This window comes from Sutcliffiella horikoshii, from assembly GCF_002157855.1.
Lineage (GTDB): Bacteria > Bacillota > Bacilli > Bacillales > Bacillaceae_I > Sutcliffiella_A > Sutcliffiella_A horikoshii_C.
Genome location: NZ_CP020880.1, coordinates 1,320,815 through 1,345,635, shown reverse-complemented (window position 1 = coordinate 1,345,635; position 24,821 = coordinate 1,320,815). Strand labels below are relative to the sequence as shown.

Here is a 24,821-nt window from a genome sequence, read left to right as displayed (position 1 = left end):
TTTGGACCAATGCCTATCCCATTTAAATTAGACGGCATACTATATTTTCAGAGGGGATAAATGCTGATTAGGTGAGGTGAAAATCATGAGTGAAGAACAAAAGAAGGTGGACAACGAAGTGGAAGTAGATCCATTCACTAGAATGATGTTTGGAGTTCAACCTAGAAGACAACCAGCCGAAGATAAAACAGAAAGTGCTTCTGAAAAAAAGGTTGGAGATGAATATTACGCACTTATGGAGCAGGTAGACTCCATTATGGAATCAGTCAATAAACTGAAACCGATGATTAAGGAATTTTCTCCAATATTGGATTATTTCAAGAAGTAATCCATTCAAGATGAACATAAAAAGGACTATCCAGCAAATCTCCCCTGGATAGTCCTTATTTTATTCTAAATCTAACGCATTTTGTTTTCCGAGCTCATATGCTTCATCCATCACTTTTGTCAGTAACGAGACAAGTGGTTGAATATGTTGAGGCTCTAACTCTAATCCTGTTTCATCAAGCATTTGTTTTGCTTCTGGTAAATATTTCATGGCTATGGCCATATATTGCATCGTTCTATCTTGTTCCATATTCGAACCTACTTTCTATTTTTCGTTTGGTAATAAACCGGTAGACTTATAATCCTCGATTTGTTGATTAATGCTAGCCTGGTATTCCTCGCTTACTAGCGGACTGAATGTCCCGAGTGATATGACATCATCTTTAAAATCGAAGGAAAGGTTACCAGATTCTAATTCCCCTGCAAAGAAACGACTGGCTACCAATTCATACAAGGCAGGGACATGCTGTATGGTACTGGTAAGTACAGTATTCTCTCCTAAGTCGGACTGATCAGAGACGAATCCTACCGCATAGAGCCCTTGTTCCTTTAGACTATTGATGACAGGTACATTATATCCGTCACCAGCAGGATACACAACATCCACCTCTTGATCGATCATACTGTCAAGCACTTCCAATGCCTTATCAGGATCATTCCAGTCTTGAGTGTACTCTATTATAATTTCAGCATCGGGATTTTCATATAATGCCCCTTCGAAGAATCCGTCCACTTCAGGCTGCCATTCAAATGCGGCTAAAATTCCAATAGTATTAGTCTCCGTCATATGGCCAGCTACCATTCCACCGAAAAAGCCCATGGCATGTGCTTCAAAATTCAAACTTGTTACATTGTCCCCTTGTACTTGGGAATTAAAACATACAAAATGGATGTCAGGATAATCAGATGATATCTCATTGAATGTCTGAGCATATTCGCTGCCATGCCCAAATACCAAGGTAACTTCGTCTTTATCAAACTCTTTCACCGCATCTTTAATCGATGTAGCAGTATGTATGCCTTCTTTATAATATACATCCAGGTCATATTCCGTTTGAATCCGCAACAGCCCTTTATAGCCTTTTGTTCCCCATACTTGATCACTTATCGTATCAGGGACCAACAAGCCGACCTTTTGATCTCCGCTTTCAGGAGTAGTTTGTCCACATGCAGTTAATAAAAGAATAAATAGTATGACTACCATTAATGATTTTTTCATGTAAGTACCACCCCCTAGTGCCTAAAAGGATTGCCCCTCTATTTCTGTTTCAAGATCTTCCTCCTATATTGTACATGCTTTAATGATAAAGGAAAAGTTAATATTCTGTTAAAATGCATGGAATGGAGGGGCTGTTCTCTATTAATCGATTTTCAACCTCTGATTCAACTGATCCCTTTGTGCTTGAATACCTTCTTTTATTGTATGGTGTTGTGGCACTTTGTATTTTGTGAGCTTCTTTACTTCCTCCGGTTCAACAATAGTTAGACAGGTTAAGTTTAACTCTTTTATTAATTCTTCCAATGCCTTTGAATTATCATTCTCAAAAAGAACTTCCTTCACGTCTTCATTACGGATTAAAAAGTTATAGATAGCTTCTGAAACATCTTCCACAAACAAAACATCATGTTCTTTGATTGCCATCGGAACAGATTCTTTTTGCTCTAATTCTTCTAGTAACCTTTTGTGGACCGATTCCTCTTCATGCTGCCATGGACCATAAACCATCGGCAAATATATGGCACAATAGGCTTGGTCTTGGCTACCTGATAATTTACTCATTACCTGTTGTCTAAATTCTCTGTTCCATCCAAATTTGCGGTAAGAAGAGATAAATACAAGTTTCTTTGCATGTTCTGCTAGATCGACATATTGTTTTTGTTCTGTCTCATCCAAGTTATCTATCTCGTCCAGACAATAAAATACGGCATCTATGCTTTGGTTGAAAAAACGTTCCGATTGAGAACTAAAAAAAGCGTTGCGTCCAATCTCCATTAACATCTCTTCTGATTTTCCATCCATTTTCTCCGACCATACCACTCCTGTAACGTCTACTTCTTTATCAATCAGATATTGACAAAGAGCGAAACCAACTTGTGTGGTGGCTCCAAGGACCACTGCATTTTTCATCATTTTATTATTCCACCCATCTTTATTGATACTGTATCCATATGCAAAAAAACAAAATTATAGTCCCGATTCCATATGTGCGGAATGGGACTTTTTATAATTCTTGTTCATATTTCTTGAAGAACTGGCATATGGATGGACCGTATGAATATCGTTTTTCAACAAGATGATAGGCAACTGTGATTGGTGAATGATCTGAGCGCAACTCCTCATATTTCTTGCAGTGAAGATTGGGATCGAACGTAAAATTGGTGGTGGTTTGCCAGATTTTCACCGGTATGGAACATTGTTGAAACTGGGCTAGTTCAGGAAGATCTTGATATGCATCAAGTTCATTAACCGGTACGTTATAGGCCTTAGCGATTTCGTTTTTCACCTTTTTATAGAAAAACTTTCTGTCTTTTTCCTGTGCGAGTTGTGCTTTTAAGTCCATGCATGGATTAATGAGTGCAACAGATCGGATTTGTTCCTTTAACTCTTCCATTAGTTGCAAAGCTGTTAACGCACCCATCCCTTCTGCTATGATATGAATCTTATCATTTAGGATTTCCTGTTTCATGATGATATGATATAGCTGTTTAGCTTGAAGCACAGATTGACCGCTACCCCAATGAGCCCCATAAAGGTTGGAATAAAACAAGGTGTATCCACATTTCAGTATTTCTTCCACAATTTTATTACGCCCGATATGCTGCAACCACAGGCTATTATGTTCATCAACAAAATGGTTGGTATCTCCAATGATTAGACAGCCGAAACCGTTCGGTTTTTCTGGCACATGTACTGCATTCCATTGACCGCCCATTTGAAAGAAACGTTGATTTAAGCTCATCCGACTCATCTACCCCCCACTCATCCCAAACTTATATATCGTATGCTATGTAGAAAAGTTCTGTTATGACAGAGTCAAAAGGCCACTTTTCAAAGATAAAAATGATAAAACGCAACCTAAAAAAAAGAAAAAGGAAGGTGCTAAAACCTAATCCCTTCCCACTTCATCATATTGAAGCTCTTCTCTTAAATTCTCCAAAGTACGTTGACCCAACTCCGTTAAATTACTCCCCTCTTGATCTAACAACAATTTCAGTTCAAGAAGTTTTTCATTACTATTCACCATTTAACAACCCCTTTTTCGACTAAGTTAAACATATTTACATTTATTATATGCCGCGTTTGTGGTAAAATATCCTCTGAATGAGCTTTGAAATAATGAAATGGAGGGGGAGTCACAATGCGCGCATTTTGGACTATTTTCTGGTCACTTCTTCTTATAAACATGGTTTCTTATGTTGTAGCTAACATGCAGGGTGATACATATAACTACGTATTAGCTTCAATCATTGCGGTCGTTTTCGCTGTATTAGTGATGCTAATCGGGGAAGCGTTACCAAACGAACCGGTAGAAAAGCACTAATAGCTGTAAAAAAAGAACTTGCTCCCAGAGACAAGTTCTTTTTTTGTCCTTAATATTATTTGTCATTGATAACGAGTTTTCCTTCTTCTACTTCAATAAATATTTCTTGAAAATCTTGGATGCTCCCTTTTATTATTTCTTTCGCAATTAAAGTCTCGATATGTTTTTGGATAAACCTTTTTAATGGTCTTGCTCCGAAAACCGGATCATAGGCACTGTCGGCAATGAAGCGCTTTGCTTCTTCTGACAGGGCTAATGTTAAATGCTTATCCTCCAGTCGCTTTTGCAGATCTTTTATCAACTTTTCTACAATTAATCCAATTTCATTTTTGGATAAAGGAGAAAAGATGACCGTGTCATCGATTCGGTTTAACAATTCAGGTCTGAAGTGGCTCCGGAGTTGCTGAATAACTTTTTCCTTGGTATCCTCTGTCAGCACTTCCCCTGCATGTTCCAACAAAATATGAGAACCGATATTTGAGGTCATGATGATGACTGTGTTTTTGAAATCAACTGTTTTTCCTTGTGAATCTGTAATCCGTCCGTCATCCAACATTTGCAGCAGAATATTGAAAACTTCAGGGTGAGCTTTTTCTACTTCGTCTAGAAGGACGACAGAATAAGGCTTCCTTCTGACTGCTTCTGTCAATTGGCCACCTTCTTCATAGCCCACATAGCCTGGAGGTGCGCCGATTAATCTTGAAACCGCATGTTTTTCCATATACTCTGACATATCAATGCGGATAATTTGCTCTTCACTATCAAATAGCGATTGTGCAAGTGCTCTGGCAAGCTCCGTCTTCCCTACCCCAGTAGGACCAAGGAATATGAAAGAGCCAATGGGACGGTTTGGATCCTTAATTCCAGCTCTTGCCCGAATGACAGCTTCCGATACAAGCTGGACAGCTTCTTCTTGACCGACTACCCGTTCATGAAGGATTTCCTCCAATTTTAATAATTTTTCTCTTTCCCCTTCCACAAGCCTGGTAACAGGAATGCCTGTCCACTTAGCCACAATACCGGCTATCTCTTCTTCAGTCACTTCTTCTCTAAGAAGTTGGTTTGATTCCTTCTTCTGTTTGGCTTTTTCCTCTAGTTGCAGCAGTTCTTTTTCCAGACTAGGTATTTTTCCATGTCTCAGTTCTGCAGCTTTGTTCAGATCATAATTATTTTCAGCGGTCTCCAAGTCGCGTTTGGATTTCTCCAGTTCTTCTCGTTTGACTCTGACTAACTGGATATCATCCTTCTCCAGCTGCCATTGTGCTTTCATTGCCGAAGCACTCTCTTTTAAGTTTGCTAATTCCTGCTGAAGTTGGGTGAGCCTCTCCATGCTCGCCTGGTCCTTTTCTTGCTTTAGGGCCGCTTCCTCAATTTCAAGTTGCATGACCCTTCTCGTCACTTCATCAAGTTCAGATGGCATGGAGTCTATTTCAGTCCGAATCATGGCACAAGCTTCATCCACCAGGTCAATTGCCTTGTCTGGTAAAAAGCGTTCAGATATATAACGATTTGATAATACTGCCGCGGAAACGATGGCCCTGTCGTGGATATTGACCCCATGATGTATTTCAAAACGTTCTTTAAGTCCACGTAAAATGGAGATGGTGTCCTCCACTGTAGGTTCTTGGACAAGAACCTGTTGAAAACGGCGCTCTAACGCTGGGTCCTTTTCAATATATTGGCGATGCTCATTTAAGGTGGTGGCACCTATACAATGTAATTCACCCCGGGCTAGCATCGGTTTTAGCATATTGCCGGCATCCATGGAACCTTCCGTTTTACCGGCACCAACTATCGTGTGCAGTTCATCGATAAAAAGCAGAATCTGCCCGTCGCTCTTTTTGATTTCATGGAGTACCGCTTTGAGGCGTTCTTCAAACTCCCCTCTGTATTTAGCGCCCGCAACAAGTGAGCTAAGGTCCAAGGAGAATATGGTTTTATCCTTCAAGCCATCTGGAACGTCTTTTCTCACGATACGCTGCGCGAGGCCTTCCACTATTGCTGTTTTCCCCACACCCGGTTCTCCGATAAGGACCGGGTTATTTTTTGTTTTTCTGGAAAGAATTCTGATGACCCTGCGTATTTCTTGATCACGTCCAATTACAGGATCCAGTTTCCCGCTTTTTACTTCTTCAATTAAATCTCTTCCATATTTTCTTAACGCTTCATATGTAGACTCTGGTTCTTTGGAAGTCACTCGTTGATTCCCCCTTATTTCTTGGATGGCTTGTTTTAAGCGTGCTTCATTGAGAGAGTAGGTATCGCTTAACTTTTTCAACTGATAAGTTGTGCTTTTCTGGTGGAATAGAGCAAGAAGTATATGTTCGATGGAGAGATAATCATCTTCCCATTCAGATTTCCACTCATCGGCTTTTTTGAACGTTTGGTTCAGTTGATAGCTTATATAGGCGTCGCTAGTTGCACCGGATACTTCAGTTTTTGATTTAAGTAGGGTCTTAAGGTCGAGTTGGAACGCTTGAGTATCTATTTTCAGCTTTTGGAGGACTCTTTCTGTCAGCCCTTCATACTGTTGAAGCAACGCAAGAAGTAGGTGTTCATGTTCAATTTGCTGATGATTCATCTTTTCCGCCATACTCTTGGCCATCACAATGGCTTCTTGTAGCTTGGTGGTCATTTGGTTGATGTTCATATTTGAGATTACTCCTTTGATTTAGATAAGTGTGAGTTGTTTTGGCTCTTTGGTTACCCCTAACCACTCATTTCTTTTGTTTGGGGGCATCAAAACTCCTCTTTGATTACCCCTATCTACTCATTTCTTTTGTTTGAGGGCATCAGAATAGCTCTTTGGTGACCTCTAACCACTCATTTCTTTTGTTTGGGGGCATCAAAACTCCTCTTTGGTTCCCCCTAACTACCCATTTCTTTTATTTGAGGGCATCAGAATAGCTCTTTGGTGACCTCTAACCACTCATTTCTTTTGTTTTAGGGCATCAGATTACCCCAAATCTGAACTTCACTCAAAATAAATATCCACATATACTTTTTACGAAGTTGTCAGGAAAAAGTTTCCCTAATTACTATCCAAAAAAGCCACCCTCTCATAAAAAGAGGATGACTTAATAATTACGGACGGCGCTTTTTCGCCCAGAGGCGATTGTGGTTGGAAGTTTCGGGAAAAGTGTCCCCAGCTTTTAGGTTTACTTTCTGAGGATTTTTCACTCCGCTTCCGGTCTCCCCGATTTCAAGATAAATGCCGTTATTGGGCGCTTTTTGACCCGGTCTGAATTGTTGATTCTGTCCCATACGATTACCTCCTATAGTCAGATCATGAAAATTCTAAGACTGTACTTGAAACCTAAAATGAGATGAAACTATCTCCCTTTTATCGTTCCCAAGTTGTCTTGTTTCATGTCTCAATCCATAGAAGGTCAAGTCATCCATTATTAAGCAATCGTCAGAACTTCATGCTTAGAGGCAAGGTCAATAAAATGTCCCATGCCACTGATTTCGCCACTAATGAGCTTCTGTTCCACTTCATAATGGTCGACACAAGTTTTACAAGCATATACTGGCACACCAGATTCATGAATTTCTTTTAAGTGAACAGAAACCAGAGAATTCTCTGTTAATGTGTAAACCCCTGTATTCATTAGGAAAATTGCCTCTGGTTTATCTTCGCGTTGCTTTAGGATCGTAAAAAAGGTCTCAAGGACTCCTTCTCCTAACGCTTCATCACCTTTACCTAATTGATTGGAACTGACAAGTATCACTTTGTTTTTCATGACCATTTCTCCTCTTCCACTCTAAAATATTTTTTTAGTCTGTGACGTTTAATGCTATTTTTGCTAAACGAGACATTCGGTCCTTGCTCCAAGGCGGGTTAAATGTAATGTTTACGTCTACTTCATTAATTTCCTCCACCGGTGCTAGCTTCTTTTTGACATCTTCCACGATCTCCCCTGCAAGCGGGCAGCCGATGGATGTTAATGTCATGGTAATATCCACATTATTGGATCCATCGATCTCTACGTCATACACTAGTCCAAGGTTAACAATGTCAACACCTAGTTCTGGGTCTTCTACTTCCTCCAAAATCTCCATTACTTTATCTTTTAATGCTTCCTGCATGATATCGCTCCTTTATGTTTTGTGTTAAGTGCTCGGCAAACCAATCCACTGTTGCCAACACACCTTCTCTGCTTACTTTATGATCTGCATATTCATCCACGATGACCTTTATATTGTTTGGCTTATTTTTATAATAACCTTTATTAGCTTTTACAAACGTCAATAGTGGATCAATCGGTACCTCTGTGTCCCGCTTTCCATGCCAGCATAACAACGGCCGCGCGTTAAGGGATGATGGAGCGCTTGCCAGGTCATATGGTTCCAATTTCGCGTAGTATGATTCCAATTGTTCTTCAGTAAATGGCAATGCAAAGCCTGCCTCAAGGAACTTGTCCACTTTGTAGCGAGCAAAATCTTGATAGCTTGGACAACCCATTAAACTGACTGCTGCATTAATCCAAGGATACTTTCTTAATGCCCCAAATGTTACGATGCCACCCATGGATGTTCCTGCAACCCCAATTTCCGTTTCATTAGCGAACCCTAATTCGGTGAGGTGTTTCTTTAAAATATCTATTTCATGAATCGTTTGGATTACTATTTCCCAGAATGCCTGCATCATTTGTTGACTCTTCAAACCGCTGTCCCTGTCTCCATGATGGATGCAATCAGGAAGTATTACGCGGAAACCTTTTTCAGCTAAAAGGTAGGCATAATGCAGGTTATTTTCCTTAACACTTTGAAACCCATGTACAAAGATAACAGTAGGCTTCATATTTGAAAAGGATTCTGCTTCACATACATGTAGAAAGGAAACAGCACCTGTCTTCTGCTTGACGACATTAATCATCTTACATCCCCCAGTCCATTTTTACCGCATTTTTCCTATTTAATATACTCTTGTCTAGTTTAACATGTAGACAATCAAATTTGAAAAAGGTTACACTTGAATCAGAAATATTTTTTATGTACAAAAAAGGAGTATGATATGGTGGAAAAACATTTAATTGCAGTTGACCTGGACGGAACATTATTGACAGACGACAAAAAAATTTCCAAACGAAATAAAATCGCCCTTCAAAAAGCGATGGAGCAGGGGCATGAAGTCGTCATTGCAACCGGAAGACCATACAGAGCAAGCATCATGTATTATGAAGAAATGAATCTTACTTCACCTATCGTCAACTTTAACGGTGCATTTGTTCATTACCCTGGCAACGATGAATGGGGCATTTATCATGAGCCACTTTCCATTGATACGGTAAAAGAAATAGTGGAAGTAAGCGAAAAATATAACATACATAATATTTTGGCAGAAGTAATGGATGATGTTTATTTTCACTTCCATGATGAAAAATTGTTGGATATCTTCGGGTTTGGCAATCCAAAGATTGAGACAGGTGACTTGAGAAAGGTCTTGAAGAAGGACCCTACATGTATCCTCATTCATGCAAGTGAAGACGAAGTACCTAAAATAAGGGAATACTTATCGGAAGTACACGCAGAAGTGATTGACCACAGGCGATGGGCAGCACCATGGCATGTTATTGAGCTTGTACGAACCGGCATGAACAAAGCGGTGGGATTACAAAGAGTGGCCGCACATTACAATATTCCACAAGAAAACATCATTGCATTTGGCGACGAAGACAATGATTACGAAATGATTGAGTATGCAGGAACTGGTGTTGCAATGGGCAATGCCATTGACGGACTGAAAGAAAAAGCCAACGAAATTACATTAAGTAACGAAGAAGATGGGATTGCTGTATTTTTAGAAAAAAAACTGCAACTCTGACCAATATTTGGCCTAATAGAAAGCACTATTTTTACTTAGACTACATAGTGGGCAAGTGATTGTCCGATATGAAAAGGGGGGCTTTCATAATGGGTAGAAGCAGCAAATCAAAACGTTTTGTTCAGCAGGGTAAAAATTCTGTACAGCTTCATGACCAACAAATCCCTTATCACCTGACGATGGAACAAGCAGAAGAGCGCAAAGCTCATCAAGCCGAACGCAACTCTCTTGGAGGAATATAATTATGGGAAACCAATTATTCCAATCCGCTCGGGAAGCAGTGATGAATGTGGTAAAAGGCAAACATGAGTCTGCACCTGAACATAACCATAAACATGATTATTCATCTGAAATCGATTCGAATTCGATGAGTGTTGCCAAAAACGCATTATCCTCCGCTTATGCAAATTCAAACGACGCTGAAAAAGCACAGCTTCGCGAATTGCAGGAAGAACTTTTCAACAGTCAACAAGACAAGTAACAAACAAAACAGCGCACAAGCCATATCTAGAGCTTGTGCGCTGTTTTTTTAATCTTTTCTAAAGAACCCGAAGATACCAGTAGTCTGTACGATATTAGTAAAAGCATTCGGATCTGCTTCCTTTAAAATCCGCTCCAAATCATACATCTCATAACGAGTTATAACAATCATCAACATTTCCTTATCTTCCCCAGTAAAAGCCCCGCGTGCCGGAACCGACGTAATACCGCGAACCATTTTTGCATGTATCGCTTCTTTTACCGCCTGACCTTTCTTCGTCACAATCATCGCAGTCAATTTCTCATGTCTAGTATGGATCGCATCAATAACACGAGTAGAAGCATAAAGGGTCACAAGTGTGTATAAAGCTTTTTCCCAACCAAACACAAGACCCGCTGTGACGATAATTACCGCATTTAGCGCAAAGAAATACGTCCCAACAGGCTTGTCCTTCATCCGGGATAAAATCATCGCGATGATATCCAACCCACCAGTGGATGCCCCCCACTTAAGTGTCAACCCGACACCCACCGCAGCAATGACACCACCAAAAACAGCATTAAGTAGAATGTCGTCGTTAAAGCTGTAAATCGGAACCACTTCTAGAAAAAACGACATTAAGAAAACACTTAAAAAACTATAAATAGTAAAAGAGCGTCCTACCTTCTTCCACGCCAATATGGTAACCGGTATATTAAGAAGCAATAACGTTATACCTGTAGATACCGTAAAAGGAAGAAAATCTTCAGAAATACGGAAGATCAGCTGGGATACACCTGTAAACCCACTAGCATAAACATCCGCCGGTATGAGGAAGAAATTCATCGCAATCGCGTTTAAAAATGCTCCCACTAGTACAATTAGCACCTTTTTTACATGTTGTTGCACATCCATATGGCCAAAAACCTCCTAACAGCCTGCTGCCTTATTTTATGTATTTTTCCTCTTTTTACCCTCCTGAAACGAAAATCTGGATTTTCTTTTCTTGAAGAGTGGTTCATTAATAGGTAAACTTGAAAAAAGGAGCAATATTCCTCTAATGGAAGGAACGTTAATTTTTTCATATAGCTTAACCCATGCTTGTAAGTATAGTAAAGAAGGTGACCTTATGACAATAAGAATTATCGCAGATAGTGCCAGCGACTTACCAAAAGATTTTTTTGCACGTGATATGGTAGACCTTATTCCTTTAAAAGTACTGTTTGGTGAAACAGAATATGAGGACATGGTCACTATTGATTCTTCACAGGTTTATGATGCCATGCGCAGTGGTGAAGTAGTTAAAACCTCACAAGCTTCCCCTGTTTTTATGAAAGATTTATTTACTGAGGTAGCTAAAAAAGGTGAAACCGCTATTTATGTAGCATTCTCTTCAGAATTATCTGGTACATATCAAACCGCAGTACTTATGCAAAAAGAAGTATTGGAGGAATATCCTGATCTTGACCTGACAATCATCGATTCAAAATGCGCCTCACTTGGATATGGACTAGTCGTGAAGCGTGCAGTTGAAATGGCGAGTGGAGGAGCATCCAAAGAAGAATTGTTGTCTTCCGTGAATCATGATATTAGTCATATGGAACATGTTTTCACAGTGGATAATTTGGATTATTTAGCTCGTGGCGGGCGCGTAAGTAAAGCATCCGCATTTGTCGGAGGGCTTTTGAATATCAAGCCTTTACTTCATATGGAAGATGGCAAATTGGTCCCACTTGAGAAAATTCGTGGTCGCAAGAAAGTGTTGCGCCGGATGGTGGAAGTGATGCGGGAGCGCAATGGTTTTGACACTTCGGAACAACGAATCGGAATCAGCCATGGAGACGACCTTGCTACTGCAGAAGCGTTAAAAGAAATGATAAAAGAGTCATGTGATTGTGATGACTTCACGATTACATCTATCGGTTCAGCAGTAGGTGCTCATTCTGGTCCAGGAACCATCGCCTTATTCTTCCTCAACGGGAAAAAAGCGTAACACATAACTTCATGCAAGCAGGACAACCTATTCCTATCTTTTTCAGAAAGGGGTAGGTTTTTCTATGCCACACACAAGCGATAACGACAAAAAAGCAAAAGACAACAACGCGAAACGCCATGAAAAGAATATGCAGCGTGAGAAGAATGCACAAAAAGGTGAACGTCAGTATTCTAAGACGACGGATCATTTGTAGGATATATTGGAGAGTCGCTTCTTTTATTGGGGGCGACTTTTTTGTGTAGGGAATGTTCTATTAGACATTTCGATTGCGTTAGTCGTTAGTTCGGGCGTATAGATCAAGTCTAAGTGACCATTTTCCTACTTCAACTCTCGTTTCGAGCTTTGAGACGCCCTCTCTCTTACCGTTTTCCTACTTCAACTCTCCTTTCGGGCTTTGACACGCCCCCTCTCTTACAGTTTTCCTACTTCAACTCTCCTTTCGGGCTTTGACACGCCCCCTCTCTTACCGTTTTCCTACTTCAACTCTCCTTTCGGGCTTTGACACGCCCCCTCTCTTACAGTTTTCCCACTCCACCTACAGCTTCAGGCCTTGAGAAAACAAAAACAGCCCACTAGTCACCTAATGAGCTGCAAAACCGGCGTAGCCGAACACATTTTTATTTTTCTTCTTCCTTTTTATACGTCCAACCCTCGGACTGACGAATCAATCCTTGTTTCAAGAGTTTGCCCATTGCACGCTTAAATGCGGCTTTGCTGATATTGAACTGCTCCTTGATATCCTCAGGGGCACTTTTATCACTATAAGGCATCGCTCCCCCTCTTAGCTCAAGATAGTCCATGATAACTTGGGCATCTTCATCCATTGCTTCTTGTTTGCGTGGCAATAGAGAGACATTAATGGTTCCGTCATCCTTTACATCAATGACTCTTCCTTCCACTACCTGGCCCAATCTTGGCTCATCCTTACGTTCTGAGTTATGAATGAAGCCTACATAGCCTTCATTTGAAATCATGTAGCTTCCTACTTTTAAAAGGCGGTAGATAGTCCCTTGAATATTTTGATTAAGAATATTGGATGGTGCATTAATGGATCTGTCTAACATTACATCTTGTGTAGCAAGTTTTCCAATCAATTTTCCACGGCGGTCCGTTTTTATACGGCACAGCAAATGGTCGCCAACTTGAGGCCAAATCTCTTCAAACACTGGAAGGTCGTCTGCAGGAATAAGTGCATCCTTGGCAATACCGATGTTAATAAAAGTGCCAAGTCCTGGCAGCACTTCCACTACTTCCATCCATTCATGCCCATTTAGACCTTTGGGGATGGTCATGGTAGCTGTGATACGGCTCTTTTGGTCAGCGTATAAGAATACTTCCACCGTTTCATCTTCCCCTAAATCTCTTGTTGCTTCATTTTTATGAAGAAGGATAGTCTCTTCTCCATCTGTTAGCATATATCCAAGCGGCGTCTCGCGATCAACCGTTAATTCTAATACCGTACCTGTTTGCATCATTTCGTTATACCTTCCTTTTTGCCGAATATTATCATCCACATTCACTTACCTTATGAATACGGGAGTTTGTTATGTAAAGTGTACATGACTTTGATTAAGTTGTCCAAATCGCTTTATTCTACTATAATTAGGAACAGAAAGCGATATTTTTCTTACAATTACCATTTGGTAAAATTTTTAAACCTATGATGGAGGGATTTCCATGGCAAAAGAGAGTTCTTTTGATATTGTTTCAAAAGTAGATTTATCTGAAGTGACAAACGCTATTAATATTGCGTTAAAAGAAATTCAGAATCGATTTGACTTTAAAGGTTCTGTTAGTGACATTAAGTTAGAAAAAGAAGAAATTGTCCTTCTTTCCGACAGTGAATTTAAATTGGATCAATTGAAAGATGTAATGGTTAGTAAAATGATTAAGCGAAATGTTCCAACGAAAAATATTCAATACGGTAAAATTGAAGATGCTTCTAAAGGAGCCGTTCGTCAACGCGGAAAGCTTGTTCAAGGCATTGATAAAGACAATACGAAAAAAATTAACACCATCATCAAAAACTCCGGATTAAAAGTGAAAACGCAAATTCAGGATGACCAGGTACGTGTAACAGGAAAGAACCGTGATGATCTTCAACAGGTGATTGCTGCTCTTCGTGAAGCTGACTTGGATATCGACCTGCAATTTGTAAACTACCGTTAAGCTGCACCCATACATATATACCCCCGTCCAAAACATGACGGGGGTATTTTATTTTAAATAAATTGTCCCATCAATAGTTCGTCCGAATATGTTCCGTCCTCAAATCTCACATGCCGTTCTTTTCTTCCTTCCACTTTAAATCCAAGCTTTTCATATACATGAATGGCACGTTCATTGTGGGCAAACACTTCCAAGCACACTTTTTCTATATCTTTATCCTCTTTTGCCCAATCAAGCAGTCTATGTATCATCTTGCTTCCTAATCCATTGTTACAGAACTCTTCTTGTATACTGATGCCAAACATGCAGATATGCTTTACTCTTTTTCTAGAGCCTTTTGTGGCATTAAGCATACCAACAATATTGGAGGCTTGTTCTGCCACAAGGGTAAGGTGTCCTTTTTCCATATTATCTTTCAGCCATTGTACTTCCTGTTCTACGGTGACGTTGAATTCTTCCGGTGAGGTTAAAAGGTTGCGACCTTCTCCGTATACTTTTTTGGCATGCTTTAAAAGTGCTTCAGCATCTTCTATTCTTGCTTCTCTTATTATCATCGTATCTCTCCCCTTTTTTCTCCCATTGGATAAATTATAGGCGCTTTTCTCATAATAGGAAAGATAATTGGAGGTGCTAATTATGACAAAACAGCAGAAACAAACGCTTCCCCCACAGCATCAAAACCAGCAGCCTGGCATAGAGTCCGAGATGACACCTAAACCTAAGTCTGAGGACTCAACATATAAAGGCAGTGGAAAGTTAAAGGACAAAGTGGCCATCCTTACTGGCGGAGACAGCGGGATCGGTAGAGCTGTCGCTATTTATTATGCAAAAGAAGGGGCAGACATTGCAATCGTCTATTTAAATGAACACGAGGATGCAAAGGAAACACAAAGACAGGTAGAGGCGGAAGGTCGGAAGTGCCACCTTATTTCAGGCGATATTGGTGAAGAGACATTCTGCAAGCAAGTCGTGGATGAAACAATGGCCAACTTTAGTAAAATAGACATCCTTGTCAATAATGCAGCGGAACAACATCCACAGGAAAGTATTGAAGATATAACTGCTGCACAGCTGGAGAAAACATTCCGGACGAACATTTTTTCCTTTTTCTATTTAACGAAGGCTGCGCTACCTTATTTGGCAAGCGGGAGTTGCATTATCAATACCGCATCTGTGACAGCTTATGCTGGTAATGAATTGCTGGTGGATTATTCGGCTACCAAAGGTGCCATCGTGGCATTTACGCGTTCTTTGGCTCTTCAATTGGTTGGAAAAGGGATACGCGTTAACGGAGTGGCTCCAGGACCGATCTGGACGCCATTAATACCGTCAACGTTTTCAAGCGGCAAGGTTGCTAGCTTTGGAGCAAATACGCCTATGAAGCGGCCTGGGCAGCCTGAAGAGGTCGCACCAAGCTACGTGTTTTTAGCAAGTGATGACGCCTCTTACATGACCGGACAGATGCTGCATGTGAACGGTGGGAAGATTGTGAACGGTTAATAGGGAAAATAGATGATACATGGCGCTCTTTACATAATAGAAGAGCGCTTTTTTGGGTGTTCTTCTTCGGGAAGGGGGTCATCTTGTGTAAATGTCCGAAGGTTTTCAAAAGTTGGCCGAAGTTTCCGGATTTTTGACCGAAGATTTTGAAAAGTTGACCGAAGTTTTGGGATAATTGACCGAACCCTTTTTCACCCCACTAAAATCGCAAGAAATCACCAAAAATCTAGCGAGTTTTAATAGGTTAGTATTGAATGAAGTCATCTTGATGATTGAAGTGGAAGGCGCGCAGAGGCCCGCGGGAGGAAGGGACAGGTGAGACCCCGGAAGGCCGCGAAGCCTGAGGAGGCTCACGGACCGCCCGCAGGCAAGCGAAGCGCCTGGAACGGAAATCAACCGGATTATATACTTTCTTATTTTAGAAAAAAGCCAACCCCATCTTTCAGAGGCCGGCTTCCGTCACACATTCACTATAAGATTATTTAAAACATAGTCTTCACTTCGTCATATCCTTACATGTCTGGCGCTTCACCATCGTATGTGGGATGATGATCCGCTTTGTCGGCTCAGACGGATCTTTTACCTTTTGGATTAATGTCTTGGCAGCCTGAAAGCCTAGTTGAAAGATGTTGATGTCAACAGAAGTCAATGGCGGCCTTGCCACTTCTGCAAGCAACACATTATTAAAGCTTACAATGGACATCTGGTCCGGTACGGAAATTCCCATGTCATGCAAGGTATTGAGGATACCGAGTGACATCAGGTCATCAGATACAACCAGAGCTGTAGGGGGCTCATCAAGAGAAAGAAGTTCAGAAATCGCTTCTTGTCCCCCTTCTTTCAAAAATTCCTCATGAATGATGTATTCATCTTTGTAAGGAATTCCTGCGTCCCTGATCGCTTTTTCATAGCCCAGCAATCGGTCAATGGTTACCACCAATTGAATGCTTCCTCCGACAAATGCCACTCGCTTATGTCCAAGTCCGATAAGATGCTGTGTCGCTTCTTTTGCGGCACGGTAATTGTCATTATCCACATGAGTAATCTCTTCTACCTGTTCAAACGGTTTACCAATGACGACAAATGGGAAGCACTCTTTTTGCAAATACTTGATGATTTTATCTTCGACAGCCGAATACAGAAGGATGATGCCATCAACACGGCGTCCTTGAACCATCTGCATGACACCTTCTAAGATCTCGTTGCCGGTTACTCCGGTTGACATTTGAAGGGCATATTGTTTTTCGTGTGCAGCTGTGCTAATTCCCCTTAGCACCTCTGGGAAAAATGGGTTTTGAAACGTTTTATCTGCTGATGCCGGCATCACAAGTCCGATTACTTGTGTGGATTGATTAGCCAGGCTTCTGGCAATAAAGTTTGGATGGTATCCAAGCTCTTCCATTGCTTCTCTCACGCGCTTTTTTGTTTTTTCACTTATGCGTGGATTGTTCGCGATTACCCGAGAAACTGTGGAAGGTGCCACATTGGCAATCTTTGCGACATCTTTTATAGTAACTGCCATGCACCTTTCCCTCCCCCTTCATTAATTGGAAACGTATACAAAATGAACTGTACCTTCCCCCATAAAGGAGGAGCTAGGCACATTTATTGTTTATTCTTTTTCTTTCTTCTCATTACAGCAGCTGCGATAAATGCAATAAAGCCACCGTAAATCAATGCCATCGCACTGACAAACCCTACATTAATACCGGAATCCTCTTTCACGGTATAGATCTCTGCCGTTTCTCTATCCAGTCCGATTGTGTACTTGCCGTCAGAATTACGAACCAATTCATCTCCCAAAGTGCCACGCAGTTCAAGATCTTCACCTACAAGTTCAGCGTCGATAGGAGCAACTTGCGTTTCACTGGAATTATTGATTGCGACAAAGGTGGTTTCTTCTTCGTACTCCCGTTTAATAACGGTCATGGCATTATCGTCATACACCATCTCATACGACCCGTGTGTAAGGCTTGGCATGGTTTTACGAAGTTCTGCGAGCTTTGTAATATAATCGATTAGTTCCTTGTCCGCTCTAAAGTTCATATCTCTTCGGTTATCTGGGTCTTCTCCCCCATCAAGCGCTATTTCCGTCCCATAATACATGATCGGTATACCTGGTGTGGTGTACATATAGGCCAATGCTAGCTTCAACCGTGTTGGAGGATGCTGTTTCTTTTTAATGGCTGCTCTTGTAAAGCGCTCTACATCATGATTGTCCAAAAACGTTCCAAGGACATACGGATTTTCATAGAGTTTTTGCTTACTTTGGAACAATGAATCCAAGCGAGTCAATGATTCATCCGGTCCGGAAAATACACGCGTAATTTCATTGTATGTCGGAAAATCAACGAACGAATCTATCCCTGTTTCTTGATAACCTGCCACATAGTTCGGGTCATCATGCCATACTTCCCCGATTAGGAAAAAGTCTTCTTTAACCGATTTCATTTCTTCTGAAAACTCTTTCCAGAAATCTTTCGGAACATGTTTTACAGTGTCTAATCTGTAGCCGTCAATGTCTGTCTCTTCAATCCACCATTTAGCCATGTCAATGAGGTATTTTCTGGTCTCTGGATTGTCTTGATTTAAATCTGGAAGACCGTAAATCCAGCCGTTTTCCACTTGTTCTTGGTCATCCCAGTTACGGATAGGTTCATTAGGGTGAAACCAGTTCTGTTTGTCAGTTTCATTTAGCCATGCGTGCTGGTAACCAGTGTGGTTGACAACAAGGTCCACGATAATTTTCATGTCTCTTTTGTGTGCTTCTTTCACTAGTTCCTTAAATTCTTCAATGCTACCGAAATGTTCTTCTGTATTATAGAAGTCTTCCGTCCAATAGCCATGGTACCCTTTTTCTTCATTTTGAACGATTGGGGTCAGCCAAAGGGCAGTGAATCCCATATCCTTTAAGTAATCTAGCTTTTCTGTAATTCCACGGAAATCTCCGCCGTGATATGATTTTGGATCATCTCGGTTTACCTCAAAGTCATTTGAGGTGTCGCCATTATTAAATCGGTCAATCATGATAAAATAAATTATCTCATCTTGCCATGCGTGTTCTTCTTTTTCAGCGTTTACAGGTTGAACGGATGGAACGAACCATGCAGAAAAAAGAAGAAACGGAACGAGAATGAGCCCCATCACTCTTTTCATCAATTCCGCTTCCCTCCCTTAAATCGTTTTAGTATTTCAGCTTACGGTTACCTGAACCCTTGCTTTCCATAAACGATTATATACTATTCTTATCCTTTTGTTCCACCTGCAGTTAGTCCAGCAATCAAATAGCGTTGTAAGAACAGGAATAACAATGCTATTGGAATGGCAATTAGGATGGAACCTGCCGCAAAACGAGTGAAGTTGTTAGCAAATTGGTCATTGATAAAGTTGAACAGTCCAAGTGCCAACGTGAAATTCTCTGGGCTTCTCAATACAATTCGTGGCAAGATAAAGTCTGTAAATGGCGCCATGAAGTTAAATAGCGCTACAACCGCTAAGATTGGCTTCGCTAGTGGAAGCATGATTTTAAAGAATACTCCAAAATGTCCTGCTCCGTCCATTCTAGCCGCTTCATCCAACTCTTTTGGAATCGTATCGAAATACCCTTTTACAAGCCATGCATTAAATGGAATCTGTCCACCGATATACACGATTGTTAAACCTACAAGGGAATCTAATAAACCTACCATGTTCAATAAGATATAAATGGCTACCATTGCCATTAACGCTGGGAACATTTGCAATAATAAGAATGCGTATAGTCCATACGTTCTACCTTTGAAACGGTAACGAGAGAATGCGTAAGCAACAAACGCCGTAATCATTACTGAAAAGAACGAGTTGGCAATAGCCACAATGATACTGTTTTTATACCATATCAAGTAGTCACTCTGAGGATCTGTAAATAACCAAACATAATGTTCAAGTGACCAGTTTTCCGGAATCATGGAAGCGGAATAAAGACTTGTTCCAGGATTCAGTGATAAGCCGATTGTCCATAAAAGTGGGTAGGCAATAATGATGAACATGAAGCCTAGGAATAAGTAGATCAATGATACTTCGATCTTGGATTTCGTTTTAAGGTTCATTAAATATTACCCTCCTCTTTAAACGAACGAGTACGACGGAATTGGAAGAAGGCAAATCCGGCTACAATTAGTCCGAGTATAATTGATATAGCTGCTGCCATGTTGTAGTTACTCGTGTCGAATGTCAGTTTATATACCCATGAAATCAAGATGTCCGATCCGCCGGCATTTTGTCCACGCACAGCAGGGCCACCCTGGTTAAATAGATAGATGATGTTAAAGTTATTGAAGTTTCCTGCGTATTGCATAATCAATAGTGGTGCAGTTGCAAATAATAGATGTGGCATCGTGATAAAACGGAATTTCTGGAATCGTGTTCCGCCATCTACATCTGCCGCTTCGTACCAGTCCTTGGAAATACTTTGAAGTACCCCAGTGAACAATGCGAAAACGAACGGGAATCCTAACCATGTTTGAATCATGATAATCGCGATTTTTGTATAGAACGGATCGGTCAACCAAGGAAGCGCAACACCAATAGTACTTAAGATGTCCCGGTTAATGGCACCAAAACGGTCATTAAACATTGCAGCAAAAATCAAAATCGTTACGAAAGCAGGTACTGCCCAAGGTAAAATCAAAATCGTACGGATAAAGCGTTTATATTTAATGCGGGGGTCATTTACTAACAATGCTAAGAATAGTCCTAATGCGATCTGGCCAGTGGTTGCACAAACTGTCCAAACAATCGTCCAGGCGAATACACTTACAAAAGTTGATTTCCAAAGTGGAATCGATACCAGACTTGTAAAGTTCTCAAAACCTACCCAACTTAATAATGCTCTTGGTGGTGTGTTATACAAGTTGTAGTCGGTAAATGCCAAGGAAACCATGAACATTAAAGGTAGTACTACAATGAATAAAAGCAGGATTAAGCCAGGAATAACCATGAAGTATGGAAATCCATTGTCATAGAAGTTTTTAAGCGCTTCTTTTACAGTCGGCTTTTCTTTTCCCAACTTCAAGTCGATTGCATTGTTTCTTGCATCCACTACGTTCAGGTAGTATATGGCCACTGCAAAAACAGTGATAATAACAGAAATTAGTCCTTGTATTAATAAAAAGATGGAGTGGTCTACTCGAGGAATTTCTCCAAGTGTGAATAGGCCCCAATAACCAATGTTAAGAAACTCGAAAAACGTAATCAAAAATGCAGCTTCAATGATAATGAATGTAATACCTTTCGCATATCTGCGGTTATAGAGTTGACCTAACCCAGCAAAAATAATGGAAAGGACCATCGCTAAGGTTGGATTGTGTGAGCGCATTTTTTCAGTTGCTGTGCCGGACATAGCAGATCCTCCTCTTAAAGAAATATAGTGGGTAGACTAGCGTTGCAGCTTAGTCTACCCACCAGGTTTAATCGTTAGTAATTATTCAGCTCCACTAGCCGCAATATTATCTTCGATTGTTTTAACCGCTTCTTCTAATACTTCACCAACATCGTCTCCGTTAGCGATGAACTGAAGAGCGCTACCCATTGGGTCCCAAACTTGTTGCATTTGTGGAATGTTTGGCATTGGCTCACCATATTGAGTTTGCTCAGCGAATGCACCGATAAGCTCGTCATTAGCGATTTCATCACTATCTAAAGCTTCTTGTAATGCAGGCATTTCACCAGCAACTTCATAATACTTCATTGCGTTGTCATAGTTAGTGATGAATTTCATTAAGTCAATAGACCACTCTTTGTTTTCAGAGAAAGAACTTAACATCCAAGCTTTTACACCAACGAAAGACTTAGGAACGTCTCCATTCTCAAGCTTCGGTAATGTAGCTGTACCTAATTTGTCACCTAAAGCATCTCTGTAAGTAGCGATGTTCCAAGGACCTGTAAGTACAGTTGCAACCTTACCTTCTGTGAAAAGACCACTCATGATATCGCCATTGATTTCTTTAGGGATGTAACCGTTGTCGAACCAAGATTGAACAAGTTCTCCACCTTGTACAGCGCCTTCGTTAGCAAGACCGATATCAGAAGCATCGAAACCAGAACCATCATTGTTGAATACATATCCGCCGTTACCAGCGAAGAAAGGATAGATGAAATAGAAGTTAGTTGCTTCCATTAAGAATCCGTATTTGTCTGAACCAGCGTCAGTTTGCTCTTCAGCAACTTTCATAAGGCCTTCCATTGTTGCGATTTCTTCTGCAGATACAAGATCTTTATTGTAGAACATACCGTAAGTTTCAATAACTTGAGGTACTCCATAAGCTTCACCATCAACTGTTACTGCATTCATAGCAGTTTCACTGTAAAGAGAAGCATCTTCCCCTAAGTCGATTGGGTCAGCTAGACCACGAAGAACAATATCACCAAGACGGTCATGTGGACCGAAGAATACGTCTGGGCCGTTACCAGCTGGACCGTCAAGAGCAAGCGCTTCAACTTGATCCAACATAGAAATACCAGTAGCTTCTACTTCAATACCAGTTTCTTCTGTATAAGCTGCAAAGATTTCATCTAATGCCGCTCTTTGTTTCTCGTCATCGTTTACCCAAACTGTTAACTTTTCAGGCTTATCAGCACCTTCAGTTGTAGTGCCTTCGCCTTCTGCTGATCCACCGTTTCCGCCTGCGTTGTTACCTGTGTCACGTTGTGGACCACAAGCTGCAAGTACGCCTAATGTAAGGACAGCAACCATAAGCATTGCTAAAAACTTTTTCATTTTGACCCCTCCGTCATTTGAATAATCTTTCTACTAAATTGCACAAACGATTGCATAAATGTAAGCGAAAACATATAACGCTTACATTTTTCATGAAAACGATTGCACAACTTTCACTTTTTATTATACATGTATTCGCCCAATTGACAACCTGTTTTTTAAAAAAACTTTAATTTACTGATAGTTTCAACGTCTTCATGATAATACCTACCTTCCAAAATCCTTGGTATATATGAGTTTATCAATCTTACTTCAGGACTTTTGCATTACGAAGTTTTTTTCATCACCTTCTTTTCTCCATGATCCTTTCTCTTTTCATTGACATTGTTTCTTTTTTGACATACCCTTATGTTGAATAAAATGGCAATGAAACCATTTCAACCATTTTTTTTCGCAAAAAATGCAAGCGATTGCATGAGGGAGAGGTTGAATGCTATATGCTTAAGGAAGCAATATTCCATCGTCCAAAAAACAATTTTGCATACGCCTATAATGAAACAACTTTACACATTCGTCTGCAAACAAAGAAAGAGGATGTGGAAGCAGTAGAATTAATTTATGGCGACCCGTATATTTGGGAAGATGGCGAATGGATTTCACTTAAAAAACCAATGAACAAAACAGGTTCAGATGACCTTTATGATTATTGGCTTGCAGAGGTTTCCCCAGAGTACAGACGTCTACGATACGGTTTTGCCCTTAAATCCGAGGAAGAAACCATTATTTATAATGAAAAAGGTTTTTACGAAGAAGAACCTAAAGACTGCGGACTTTACTTCTGCTTTCCTTTTCTAAACAAAATAGATGTATTCCAAGCTCCAACATGGGTAAAGGATACTGTTTGGTATCAAATATTCCCCGAACGCTTCGGAAACGGCAACAAAGAAAACGATCCAAAAGGCGCTCTTCCATGGGGAAGCACAGACCCTTCTACTACTAACTTTTTCGGAGGTGACTTCGAGGGGGTTATAGAACATATCGACCATCTAGTAGAATTAGGCATCACAGGCATTTACTTCACTCCGATATTTAAAGCGAAATCCAATCATAAATATGACACCATCGATTATATGGAGATCGATCCGCAATTCGGAACGAAAGAGACTTTCAAGAAACTTGTGGAAGTTTGTCATGAAAACGGAATTAAAATAATGCTTGATGCTGTGTTCAACCATAGCGGGTATTTCTGGGAACCGTTTCAGGATGTCTTAAAGAATGGAGAAAAATCCAAGTATAAAGATTGGTTCCACATTTGGGACTTTCCTGTTGTGACTAAGCCTAAACCGAATTATGATGCATTTGCCTTTGTTTCAGACATGCCTAAGCTTAATACGGAACATCCAGAAGTAAAGGATTATTTATTGGAAGTGGGCCGTTATTGGGTAAGGGAATTTAACATCGACGGGTGGAGATTGGATGTTGCAAACGAAGTCGATCATCAGTTCTGGAGAGACTTCCGTAACGCTGTGAAGGCTGAAAAAGAGGATGTCTACATTCTTGGTGAAATCTGGCATGATTCTATGCCATGGTTGCAAGGTGATCAGTTTGATGCTGTCATGAACTATCCATTCACCACCGCTACTCTTGATTTTCTTGCTAAAAACAAAACCAAGGCAACTGAATTTGCAAATTCCATTTCCAAAGTGATGCACTCCTACCCTATAAACGTAAATGAAGTTGCATTTAATTTACTGGGCAGTCATGATACACCTAGAATCTTGACTATTTGTGAAGAAAACAAAGACAAGCTGAAGTTACTATTCTTGTTCCAATTATCCTTTGTAGGCGCTCCATGCATCTATTATGGTGATGAGTTCAGCATGACAGGTGATCAAGATCCTGGTTGCCGCAAGTGCATGGTGTGGGAAGAAGAAAAACAAGATCTTAATATGTTTGCATTTGTGAAAAAGCTTATTGGACTTCGTAAAGAGCTTCCTGTATTCGGAAACCACGGCGACATTCATTTTATTGAAGCAAATGATGAAACCAATCACGTAATGTACGAGAAGGTTTCTAATTCCACTGGGGAAAGAATTTTATTTGTTGTTAATAATAGCGACAAAGACTTGGTCGTTACCTTGCCTGATGGTGTAAAAGGCACGGTAATGCGCGACCTGTGGAACGGCGAAGAGTTTGCTTTTGCTGCTGACGCCACTGCATTGCAAGTGAAGCTTCCGGCGTACGGCTTTCAGATTTTGGCGTATTGATTTATATAGTAAAATGGAAATGCCCGCTATGGAAAG

The 24,821-nt window shown here is 40.6% G+C and carries 28 protein-coding genes; 10 read left to right on the top strand and 18 right to left on the bottom strand.

The window, feature by feature from the left end; translation table 11 throughout:
- Positions 1–85 precede the first annotated feature (85 nt).
- On the top strand, positions 86–328 hold the full coding sequence (locus tag B4U37_RS06995; protein ID WP_088017646.1) for a hypothetical protein: 243 nt from the start codon (positions 86–88) through the stop codon (positions 326–328).
- A gap of 60 nt (positions 329–388) precedes the next feature.
- On the opposite strand, the gene B4U37_RS06990 is transcribed toward B4U37_RS06995, so the two are convergent.
- The 5 genes from B4U37_RS06990 to B4U37_RS21910 all read right to left on the bottom strand — a co-directional run bounded on the left by B4U37_RS06990 (position 389) and on the right by B4U37_RS21910 (position 3,572).
- A complete protein-coding gene (locus B4U37_RS06990) occupies positions 389–577 on the bottom strand; it encodes a ComZ family protein (RefSeq protein WP_088017645.1) in 189 nt (62 codons plus the stop codon).
- 15 nt (positions 578–592) lie between these two features.
- Positions 593–1,546 (bottom strand): BMP family ABC transporter substrate-binding protein, encoded by a 954-nt coding sequence (locus B4U37_RS06985; protein ID WP_088017644.1) that lies wholly within the window; start codon positions 1,544–1,546, stop codon positions 593–595.
- Between the two features lie 141 nt (positions 1,547–1,687).
- On the bottom strand, positions 1,688–2,458 hold the full coding sequence (locus tag B4U37_RS06980; protein WP_088017643.1) for an NAD-dependent epimerase/dehydratase family protein: 771 nt from the start codon (positions 2,456–2,458) through the stop codon (positions 1,688–1,690).
- A 91-nt stretch (positions 2,459–2,549) separates the two neighbouring features.
- A complete protein-coding gene (locus B4U37_RS06975) occupies positions 2,550–3,287 on the bottom strand; it encodes an alpha/beta fold hydrolase (protein ID WP_088017642.1) in 738 nt (245 codons plus the stop codon).
- Positions 3,288–3,434: 147 nt separating this feature from the next.
- Positions 3,435–3,572: a hypothetical protein gene (locus B4U37_RS21910; RefSeq protein ID WP_157663733.1), complete on the bottom strand. Its 138-nt coding sequence runs from the start codon at positions 3,570–3,572 to the stop codon at positions 3,435–3,437.
- A 114-nt stretch (positions 3,573–3,686) separates the two neighbouring features.
- Here B4U37_RS21910 and B4U37_RS06970 point away from each other — a divergent pair, with 114 nt between their 5' ends.
- Entirely contained in the window at positions 3,687–3,869 is a 183-nt protein-coding gene (locus B4U37_RS06970; protein ID WP_010192034.1) for a YjzD family protein, read from the top strand.
- Positions 3,870–3,924: 55 nt separating this feature from the next.
- Here B4U37_RS06970 and clpB read toward each other — a convergent pair whose 3' ends face one another.
- The 5 genes from clpB to B4U37_RS06945 all read right to left on the bottom strand — a co-directional run bounded on the left by clpB (position 3,925) and on the right by B4U37_RS06945 (position 8,748).
- A complete protein-coding gene (clpB, locus tag B4U37_RS06965) occupies positions 3,925–6,519 on the bottom strand; it encodes an ATP-dependent chaperone ClpB (protein WP_088017641.1) in 2,595 nt (864 codons plus the stop codon).
- A 434-nt stretch (positions 6,520–6,953) separates the two neighbouring features.
- Entirely contained in the window at positions 6,954–7,133 is a 180-nt protein-coding gene (locus B4U37_RS06960; protein ID WP_010192036.1) for a YjzC family protein, read from the bottom strand.
- A 140-nt stretch (positions 7,134–7,273) separates the two neighbouring features.
- The gene (locus tag B4U37_RS06955; protein ID WP_088017640.1) at positions 7,274–7,612 is read right to left on the bottom strand and encodes a DsrE family protein; all 339 of its coding nucleotides are present in this window, start codon (positions 7,610–7,612) and stop codon (positions 7,274–7,276) included.
- A 34-nt stretch (positions 7,613–7,646) separates the two neighbouring features.
- On the bottom strand, positions 7,647–7,961 hold the full coding sequence (locus tag B4U37_RS06950) for a metal-sulfur cluster assembly factor (RefSeq protein ID WP_187443787.1): 315 nt from the start codon (positions 7,959–7,961) through the stop codon (positions 7,647–7,649).
- Positions 7,936–8,748, bottom strand: a complete 813-nt coding sequence (locus B4U37_RS06945; RefSeq protein WP_088017638.1) for an alpha/beta fold hydrolase — start codon at positions 8,746–8,748, stop codon at positions 7,936–7,938. Before B4U37_RS06945 ends, B4U37_RS06950 begins: the two co-directional genes overlap by 26 nt.
- A gap of 141 nt (positions 8,749–8,889) precedes the next feature.
- Between B4U37_RS06945 and B4U37_RS06940 the strand changes: the two genes are divergently transcribed.
- From B4U37_RS06940 to B4U37_RS06935, 3 genes are all read left to right on the top strand, one after another.
- A complete protein-coding gene (locus B4U37_RS06940) occupies positions 8,890–9,696 on the top strand; it encodes a Cof-type HAD-IIB family hydrolase (RefSeq protein WP_010192045.1) in 807 nt (268 codons plus the stop codon).
- An 89-nt stretch (positions 9,697–9,785) separates the two neighbouring features.
- Entirely contained in the window at positions 9,786–9,938 is a 153-nt protein-coding gene (locus tag B4U37_RS22200) for a hypothetical protein (protein WP_010192046.1), read from the top strand.
- A gap of 2 nt (positions 9,939–9,940) precedes the next feature.
- Positions 9,941–10,177: a DUF3813 domain-containing protein gene (locus tag B4U37_RS06935; RefSeq protein WP_088017637.1), complete on the top strand. Its 237-nt coding sequence runs from the start codon at positions 9,941–9,943 to the stop codon at positions 10,175–10,177.
- Between the two features lie 48 nt (positions 10,178–10,225).
- Here B4U37_RS06935 and B4U37_RS06930 read toward each other — a convergent pair whose 3' ends face one another.
- The gene (locus tag B4U37_RS06930) at positions 10,226–11,071 is read right to left on the bottom strand and encodes a YitT family protein (RefSeq protein WP_010192050.1); all 846 of its coding nucleotides are present in this window, start codon (positions 11,069–11,071) and stop codon (positions 10,226–10,228) included.
- 214 nt (positions 11,072–11,285) lie between these two features.
- Between B4U37_RS06930 and B4U37_RS06925 the strand changes: the two genes are divergently transcribed.
- Positions 11,286–12,149 (top strand): DegV family protein, encoded by an 864-nt coding sequence (locus tag B4U37_RS06925; RefSeq protein ID WP_088020198.1) that lies wholly within the window; start codon positions 11,286–11,288, stop codon positions 12,147–12,149.
- A gap of 64 nt (positions 12,150–12,213) precedes the next feature.
- Positions 12,214–12,345 carry a DUF3941 domain-containing protein gene (locus B4U37_RS06920; RefSeq protein WP_010192055.1) on the top strand — a complete coding sequence of 44 codons (132 nt, stop codon included), beginning with the start codon at positions 12,214–12,216 and terminating at the stop codon, positions 12,343–12,345.
- Positions 12,346–12,769: 424 nt separating this feature from the next.
- Here the strand turns inward: B4U37_RS06920 and B4U37_RS06915 are convergent, their stop codons facing one another.
- A complete protein-coding gene (locus B4U37_RS06915) occupies positions 12,770–13,624 on the bottom strand; it encodes a CvfB family protein (RefSeq protein WP_198317107.1) in 855 nt (284 codons plus the stop codon).
- Between the two features lie 205 nt (positions 13,625–13,829).
- Between B4U37_RS06915 and B4U37_RS06910 the strand changes: the two genes are divergently transcribed.
- A complete protein-coding gene (locus tag B4U37_RS06910) occupies positions 13,830–14,321 on the top strand; it encodes a YajQ family cyclic di-GMP-binding protein (protein WP_010192059.1) in 492 nt (163 codons plus the stop codon).
- A gap of 53 nt (positions 14,322–14,374) precedes the next feature.
- On the opposite strand, the gene B4U37_RS06905 is transcribed toward B4U37_RS06910, so the two are convergent.
- Positions 14,375–14,875 carry a GNAT family N-acetyltransferase gene (locus tag B4U37_RS06905; protein WP_088017635.1) on the bottom strand — a complete coding sequence of 167 codons (501 nt, stop codon included), beginning with the start codon at positions 14,873–14,875 and terminating at the stop codon, positions 14,375–14,377.
- 82 nt (positions 14,876–14,957) lie between these two features.
- On the opposite strand from B4U37_RS06905, the gene B4U37_RS06900 reads away from it, so the two are divergent.
- Positions 14,958–15,821, top strand: coding sequence for an SDR family oxidoreductase (locus B4U37_RS06900; protein WP_088017634.1), 864 nt, complete (start codon positions 14,958–14,960; stop codon positions 15,819–15,821).
- Between the two features lie 496 nt (positions 15,822–16,317).
- Here the strand turns inward: B4U37_RS06900 and B4U37_RS06890 are convergent, their stop codons facing one another.
- The 5 genes from B4U37_RS06890 to B4U37_RS06870 form a co-directional block, all read right to left on the bottom strand.
- Positions 16,318–17,343 (bottom strand): LacI family DNA-binding transcriptional regulator, encoded by a 1,026-nt coding sequence (locus tag B4U37_RS06890; RefSeq protein WP_088017633.1) that lies wholly within the window; start codon positions 17,341–17,343, stop codon positions 16,318–16,320.
- Between the two features lie 83 nt (positions 17,344–17,426).
- Positions 17,427–18,977, bottom strand: coding sequence for an alpha-amylase family glycosyl hydrolase (locus tag B4U37_RS06885; RefSeq protein ID WP_088017632.1), 1,551 nt, complete (start codon positions 18,975–18,977; stop codon positions 17,427–17,429).
- A gap of 89 nt (positions 18,978–19,066) precedes the next feature.
- Positions 19,067–19,909 carry a sugar ABC transporter permease gene (locus tag B4U37_RS06880; RefSeq protein ID WP_088017631.1) on the bottom strand — a complete coding sequence of 281 codons (843 nt, stop codon included), beginning with the start codon at positions 19,907–19,909 and terminating at the stop codon, positions 19,067–19,069.
- On the bottom strand, positions 19,909–21,201 hold the full coding sequence (locus B4U37_RS06875; protein ID WP_198317090.1) for a sugar ABC transporter permease: 1,293 nt from the start codon (positions 21,199–21,201) through the stop codon (positions 19,909–19,911). Before B4U37_RS06875 ends, B4U37_RS06880 begins: the two co-directional genes overlap by 1 nt.
- An 81-nt stretch (positions 21,202–21,282) precedes the next feature.
- Complete coding sequence (locus tag B4U37_RS06870) at positions 21,283–22,578, bottom strand: sugar ABC transporter substrate-binding protein (protein ID WP_088017630.1); 1,296 nt, start codon at positions 22,576–22,578, stop codon at positions 21,283–21,285.
- A 437-nt stretch (positions 22,579–23,015) separates the two neighbouring features.
- On the opposite strand from B4U37_RS06870, the gene B4U37_RS06865 reads away from it, so the two are divergent.
- Complete coding sequence (locus tag B4U37_RS06865; protein WP_088017629.1) at positions 23,016–24,785, top strand: alpha-glycosidase; 1,770 nt, start codon at positions 23,016–23,018, stop codon at positions 24,783–24,785.
- Positions 24,786–24,821: the final 36 nt, after the last annotated feature.